At 48.6% G+C, this 7,206-nt stretch carries 5 protein-coding genes; all 5 read right to left on the bottom strand.

Annotated features, from left to right (window positions below; all coding sequences use genetic code 11):
* Window positions 1-1,012: response regulator (locus tag RMO84_RS14220; RefSeq protein ID WP_310489106.1), on the bottom strand; the 1,012-nt coding region annotated here is incomplete at its 3' end.
* A gap of 57 nt (window positions 1,013-1,069) precedes the next feature.
* A complete protein-coding gene (locus RMO84_RS14215) occupies window positions 1,070-3,127 on the bottom strand; it encodes a PAS domain-containing protein (protein ID WP_310489105.1) in 2,058 nt (685 codons plus the stop codon).
* Between the two features lie 95 nt (window positions 3,128-3,222).
* Window positions 3,223-3,405, bottom strand: coding sequence for a CheR family methyltransferase (locus RMO84_RS14210; RefSeq protein WP_310489104.1), 183 nt, complete (start codon window positions 3,403-3,405; stop codon window positions 3,223-3,225).
* Window positions 3,406-3,665: 260 nt separating this feature from the next.
* Window positions 3,666-6,266 (bottom strand): DNA gyrase subunit A, encoded by a 2,601-nt coding sequence (gyrA, locus tag RMO84_RS14205; protein WP_310489103.1) that lies wholly within the window; start codon window positions 6,264-6,266, stop codon window positions 3,666-3,668.
* 127 nt (window positions 6,267-6,393) lie between these two features.
* The coding region (locus tag RMO84_RS14200; protein ID WP_310489102.1) for a hypothetical protein at window positions 6,394-7,206 on the bottom strand (813 nt) is incomplete at its 5' end.

The following is a 7,206-nucleotide window of genomic DNA, read 5'->3' as shown; positions in this document are numbered from 1 at the left end:
CTTTAGAGTGGTGGCGATCGTGGAGTGCGATCCAGCAATAGTCGGCATCAATAGCGACGCACAGATGTTCGATCGTCCCAGCCAGCAACGCACTCTCGCTGGGTGCCTCCCATACGTTCGTCAGCAGCGGGTCTAAGATCTCGATACAGGCGATCGCCTGCTGGTTTGCGGCGGTCTTGGCTTGGAGTTGAGAGATCAGATTGAGTTGAAAAGCTGTGAGATCTTCATTGCGTTCCCACAACTCGACTTCGGTAGTAAGTTGCTCGGTGCTGTCTTGAAAAACGATAATGCTGCCAATTACCTCTCCATCTGGCTTGACAATCGGCGTCGCGCTATCGGCGACAGGGACTTCCGATTTGTCTGTGGCGACCAGCCAACAGCGATCGGGTGACTTAACGGATTCATTTAAACGCATCGCTCGCAGACTGGGATTTTCGATCGGGGTACCGTCCGTTTCCCAGATGAGACAGAAAATTCGATCGACGGATACTCCCACGGCATCTGTGGAACCCCAGCCGGTGAGCGTTTGGGCGACCGCGTTAATATATGTGACTAAGCCCTGTCGATCGTTGACAATAATGCCGCTACCAATATTTTCTAGAGTATTCCCCAAGGAGATCTGCGCTGTCTGGGCGCGAACTTCGGATTGATGACGCTGGAGGGCAACCTTAATTGTGCTCTGTAAAGATTGAGACTGAAACGGTTTGATAATGTAACCGAAGGGATCGGTTTTGGTTGCCCGCTCTAATGTAAATTCATCGGCATGAGCGGTAAGATACACAACTGGGATCTTACAGCGATGATAGATTTCAGCCCCAGCGACAATTCCGTCCATCTCGCCTTCTAAGCGAATATCCATCAGCACTAGATCTGGTCGGTCGTTTGCCACCGATTGAATGGCTTCTGCACCAGAGATGGCTAAATCGACAACAGTATGACCTAACTTTTCTAGGGCTTCTTTGATGTCCCAGGCAACAATAATTTCATCTTCAACTATGAGTATTTTAGCCATTAAAAATGCCTATAGTGTAGATTGACCGTATCACAATTGTAAATGAATACGATCTAATTAGACCGATCTGGGGAATTTAATTTCAAACACAGTCATCGCTCCAGCTTTTACTATCAGATCGCCCTTGATTTGCTTAACCAGAGACATAACTAGACTCAGCCCCATCGATCGAATTTTACCGATCTCAAAATCTGGTGATAACTCCTGCCCGTTATTTGCTACTGATAGCGCGAGCAGATTGTCATCACTAGTGATTAAGTCGATCCGCAATTCACCACTCCGATCGCCTGCAAATCCGTGTTTGAGGGCATTAGTGGCTAGTTCGTTAATAATTAATCCGCAGAGGACGGCTCGATCGATGTCGAGATTCAAGTCTGGTGACACATCTACTCGCACGGAAATCGTCGCTCGATCGACAATATAAGCATCGAACAAGTTGTCGATTAAGATGTGGATATATTCAGCAAAATCTAGATCGACAAAATTGAGCGATCGATACAGGATTTCGTGAATTGTGGCCATGGCATGGACGCGGTTTTGGCTGTCTTGCAGGACGGCAGTTACCTGGGCATTGTCGATGCGATTGCTTTGTAAGCTCAGTAGGCTCGAAACAATCTGGAGATTGTTTTTGACGCGATGATGAATTTCCCGCAGTAATATTTCTTTTTCGGTGAGAGAGTTCTGAATCTGAATTTCGGTACGGCGGCGATCGGTAATATCTTCAATCGATAGAAGAATGCTGTGTTCTTGGCGATCGTCTCTAATCTTCCGCGCGTTGAGTAACAGCATTCGCGATGCTTGGGAAGGCAGTGTCTGAGTCATCTCGAAGTCTTGAAAATCGGTATCGCGATCGCGCACGGCTGCCAGTAAAGATCTCAAACTGGGCAGATCCCACACCCGTTGCTCCAACTCAAAGATCGATTGCCGCTCGGTGCGATCGGGTGGCAACCCGAAAGATTCGTAGAAACATTGATTGGCGCGCATTACGCACAAGTTAGCATCTAAAACGAGCAGGGGTTGGCGGACGGTTTCGACGATCGCATTGGCATAATCCCGCGCGGCTTCGACGATCGCCGCACTGCGCTTGAACGTATCGATATCGATTAAACCGATCGTCACGCCATCGATCCGATTATCGCTCGTCCGATAGGGTCGAATCCGCAAACTATACCAATGTCCTGCCCGATCCTGCACCTCGCGTTCGACGATCGTCAGCGTATTGATCGTTGTCTGGATCGATACACCCAAATCGGGAATGGCAATATTGGGTTGAATATCACTAAATGGTCGTCCCAAATCTGTCGGAATTAGGTTGAAAATTTGTTGAGCCAAGTTGGTAAAGCGACGAATGTGCAACTCGCCATCGAGGATCAGAATCGGAATATTAATACTGCTCAATAAATTTTGCAGGTCATTATTAATATAATTGAGTTCGCTATTGCGGCTGTTAAGTTCTTCATTAATCGTGTGCAACTCTTCGTTTGTTGCTTGCAACTCTTCTTGCGAGGTTTCTAACTCTTCATTCGTACTTTGTAGCTCTTCATTACTCGATAAAATTTCTTCGTTTGCTACTTGCAGAGCTTGATTAGTAGATTCCTGCTCCTCAATAATTGACTCTAAATATTCCCGCGTTGTGGTTAATTCTTGTTGGAGTCGGGTATTGTCTTGCTCTAGTACGGTTCGATTGGCTGGTGGCAACTCGCCAGTGACGGGTGGATTGGCTCCGATGGCGACCGCCGACTCCTGAAATAAGACTAGTAAATAGGGTCGGGCGGTACCCATATTAAAGGGAATTACTTCGATCGCGATCGTTTTCACGCCATCGGCGGTTTTCACCTGAAGACCTTCCTGGCGCACGATTTCCTGCTGTTGTCTGGCTTGATGAACGGCAGCGCGCAGTTCGATCGCTAGTTCTGGTTTGGCCATTCTGAACAGGTTGAAGCTGGGTTTGCCCGTCGGCGGTGCGAGATAATTGCCCGTCTGGCCGCGAAATTGGACGATATTCATGTCGTTGTCGATCGTCACACCGACTGGTGCATACCGATCGATGACGATCCGATCGACCGATTGGAGCAAATCTCGATCGCTCTGACTATCTTCATCACTCGGCAGCATGGGCTTCACTTTTACTAGGGTGCGCTCGCTACTATTAAATCTTAAATAGGGGCTACGCGGAGCCACTTGGCAAAGATAAATCTTGGATTTCTTGTCTACTGGGGCAAATAAATCAACACATTCCGACAGCTAATCAGATCGAGGTGTGAAAAGGGCGGATCGGCAATCAAATTTTGCTTGGCAAAGATGCACAATGCGCGGACGGGTTTAGCAATTCGATCGCCACCCTCTACTGCTACAAAAAAGCGGCGCAATCGATCGGCACTAACTCCTACCATCGCTCCCGCTGTGTAGATCCCAGTTCGCGATTTGGGGGGATGCCATCCCGGTATCCGTTGGCAGGTGTTCGAGTCATTTGGTAAATGCTGTCAATCCACGCGCCGAAGCCCCCACGCCAACGATCGGACACATCCGCTCTAGCTCTTGTTTTCGGCAATCGGATTCCATTTCCGATCGATCTAAACCAGATCCCCGACTTCTTGGAGAAGTCGGGGATCTAGCTGCTAGCTGAACGTTAATATCGATCGAATCTAGAAATTTAGGCTTCTGCTTCGACTGCTTCTACATCGATCGCATCATCGAGTAAATCCTCTTCCCCATTCGAGGCAGGGACGATTGCGACTGCCATGATGGCATCATCATCATCGAGCTTCTGGACGCGTACCCCAGTCGCCATCCGCGATTGCGAGGAAATTGCATCGATCGCTTGCCGGATAATAATCCCGCGATTGGTGACGATCATCATCTCCTCATCGGGATTGACGACGCGCAGAGCGGCTAATTTATCGCCTTTTTTGCGGAACTTGATCGCGAGTACGCCCATCCCCGCCCGATTTTGGAGGCGGAATTGCGTCACTGGTACCCGCTTGCCGAGTCCGCCAGTAGTCACGACCAGAATCCACGGCCCTTCACCGGCGGGCACGACCACATCTTCAGCCACGGTATCATCGATATCTTCGACACCCGGATCTTCACTCGCCGCTACCATCTGCGCGATGACTTGGCTCGGTAAGATATCCATACTAATCAGCTCGTCACCCTTCTTGAGCGACATCGATTTGACGCCGCGAGTGGCACGTCCCAAGGGTCGCAGTTGATCGCGATCGGTGCGGAAATGGATCGTCATGCCGTTGCGGGTGCCGATAATCGCACTGTCGGTTTCTTTAGCGCGACGTACCCACCGGAGGCTATCGCCTTCTTCGAGGGAAATCGCGATCAGACCGTTAGCGCGAACGCTGGCAAATGCGCTCAGTGCCGTCTTTTTGATAAAACCCTTCTGCGTGAGCATGATCAGGTATTCATCATCGAGAAATTCGCTCACGGGTACCACTGAGGTGATCTTTTCCTCGCGGGGAATCGGCAACATTTGGACGATCGGAATCCCCCGCGCCGTGCGGGAAGAGACGGGAATTTGATACGCTTTGACCGTATACACGACCCCGCGATCGCTAAATAGCAAGATCGTATCGTGGTCGCAACAGGTGAGGAAATGCTCGATCGCATCTTCTTCCTTCATCCCCGTACCTTTTTTACCGCGCGTAGCACGGCTTTGAGTTTCAAAGGTGCTGACGGGCATCCGCTTGATATAACCCTGCTCGGTGACAAGAATTAGGGATTTTTCGTTGGCAATTAGGTCGGTATCGTCGAGATCGCCTTCACTATGCTCGATCAGCGTCCGGCGCGGAGTGGCAAAAGTAGTTTTGATTTCGGCGATTTCAGTCTGGATGATTTCTAAAATCCGTTCCCGCCGCGCGAGAATATCGAGCAGATCGGTAATTTTGACGGTGAGTTCGTCATGCTCTAGGCGAATTTTGTCAGCTTCTAGAGCTGTCAGCCGCCGCAGTTGCATCTGGAGAATCGCATCGGATTGAAATTCGGTCAATTGGAACCGTTCGATCATCTCCTGTTTGGCAGTAGCTGAGTCTGCTGCCGCCCGAATCAGCCGAATTACCGCATCTAAGTTCGCTAGAGCGATTAGTAAACCTTCAAGCAAGTGATCGCGCTCTTGGGCTTTACGTAATTCATACCGAGTCCGGCGGGTAATCGACTCGATCCGGAAATCGAGGAACACCGTCAGGAATTTTTTGAGGGTGAGTAATTGGGGTTCGCCATTAACCAACGCCAACATGTTGCAACCAAAGTTGGTTTGGATTGGCGTCTGCTTGTAGAGATTATTCAGCACGACGCGCGGATAAGCATCCCGCTTGAGTTCGATTACGATCCGCATCCCATCGCGATCGCTCTCATCCCGAATATCCGAGATCCCCTCTAACTTATGATCGTTGACCATTTCAGCGATCCGTTCGATCAGAGCTGCCTTATTGGTCTGGAACGGTAACTCAGTAATGATAATCGCTTCGCGATCGGGTCGGCCTTTATATTCTAAGGTTTCAATATTCGCCACCCCGCGCATGACGATCGAACCGCGCCCAGTTGCGTAAGCTTCTTTGATCGGCCCCGTACCCAGAATCTGCGCTCCCGTGGGGAAATCAGGGCCAGGAATATACTGCATCAATTCCATATCCGTAATCTCTGGATTGGCAATCAAGGCCACCACCCCATCGATCAATTCGCCCAAGTTATGGGGCGGAATATTTGTCGCCATCCCCACGGCAATCCCCGAAGAACCATTGAGCAATAGCTGGGGGATCCGCGCTGGCATGACGGTTGGTTCCTGTTGCGAACCGTCAAAGTTATCAGCAAAGTCAACTGTTTCGGCTTCGATATCCCGTAATACCGCTTCCATCGTCAAGGCTTGCAGACGACACTCGGTATACCGCATCGCCGCTGGCGGATCGTTATCGACCGAACCAAAGTTACCGTGTCCGTTAATCAACGGATTGCGCATCGAAAAATCTTGTGCCATCCGCACTAGGGCGTCATACACTGCGGTATCGCCGTGAGGATGGTATTTACCGAGGACTTCCCCGACTACCCGCGCGCACTTTCTAAACGGCCTGTCGGCTGTCAACCCCAGTTCGTGCATCGCATACAAAATGCGGCGGTGGACTGGTTTGAGGCCATCTCTGGCATCGGGAAGTGCTCGCCCTACGATTACGCTCATGGCGTATTCCAGATAAGAGCGAGACATCTCAAGTCTTAGATCTGTAGGGACGATTCGCTCTTGGGAAGTAGTCATGGAATGCTCCGTCCAGCTTGATAATTGTACTAATTCGCTAGTTCAATTTTATCACATTTAGGGGGGTACGTGTAGCTCTAAATGATGGCTAGAAGGCTTGCTATTTCTGGGCGATCGAGGTTTCGATTCAATTCAGCAGAGCAACGGTATCGATCGCCGAACTTGATGTTACGAAATTGGTATTCAGGTCGATGGATCGATCGACGGTAGATGTAGTTGTTGTTAGTCTCTCAAACATATCAAGTGTCCATCTTCTTACGTCTTCTAGCTCTGCTTCATATAGCTTGGTATTCTCGGTACCATTGTAAACAAGTCTCCAAATATTTCCGGTATTTGTTTCAACAACTTCAATTCTTTTACTTTGAAGCCATTGCTCGACTTGCTTGCGGCTGCCTTTTCGATTCCAGAAGTGAATCTTCCAGCCTACTGGTGTTAAATAAACATCAAACTGTATCCACAATAGTGCTTCATCGATTTTAACTGTATACCAGATGACATCTATCAAATCCTTTGACGATCTCCATAGACCAGATTGGACAGGATAAGCAATACCCTCTAAATCAATGACCTCTTTCAACTGCTGTATTTTCATTCGCATGTCCTTGCGAAATCCGTCTACTTCCTCAAGCAAAGCGGAAATACTTTGTTGATTGTTCCGAAAATATTCTAATCTTTGCAGATCCATATCAGTTGTTTTTTGTAAGTTTTGAATAGTTTGAATGAAGTCTTTTAAAAATGTTGCATGAGGTTCGTGTGAAGTCAAGAAGCATAGACCAATATTAGCTAATACTTTCTGAAATAAGATTTCGTAGCTAATAGGATAAAAACCATATAATTGAGGCGATGGCTGTACAGAACGTAATGATAATAGTATTTTGTAGACTGGGCGGCCGTTACTTAATGATTCGAGATGATTTGAATAATCACTAAAAGGACTATA

It is taken from the genome of Chamaesiphon sp. VAR_69_metabat_338 (assembly GCF_031423935.1).
Taxonomy (GTDB): domain Bacteria; phylum Cyanobacteriota; class Cyanobacteriia; order Cyanobacteriales; family Chamaesiphonaceae; genus Chamaesiphon.
Note: the sequence above shows the minus strand (reverse complement) of the source record. Positions and strands in the feature narration are given on the sequence as shown.

What these genes read in the sequence shown, in the direction of transcription:
- RMO84_RS14215 (WP_310489105.1), bottom strand. Translation starts at nt 3,127, where the DNA reads ATGCTGCCGAGTGATGAAGATAGTCAGAGCGATCGAGATTTGCTCCAA.
- RMO84_RS14210 (WP_310489104.1), bottom strand. Translation starts at nt 3,405, where the DNA reads ATGGTAGGAGTTAGTGCCGATCGATTGCGCCGCTTTTTTGTAGCAGTA.
- gyrA (WP_310489103.1), bottom strand. Translation starts at nt 6,266, where the DNA reads ATGACTACTTCCCAAGAGCGAATCGTCCCTACAGATCTAAGACTTGAG.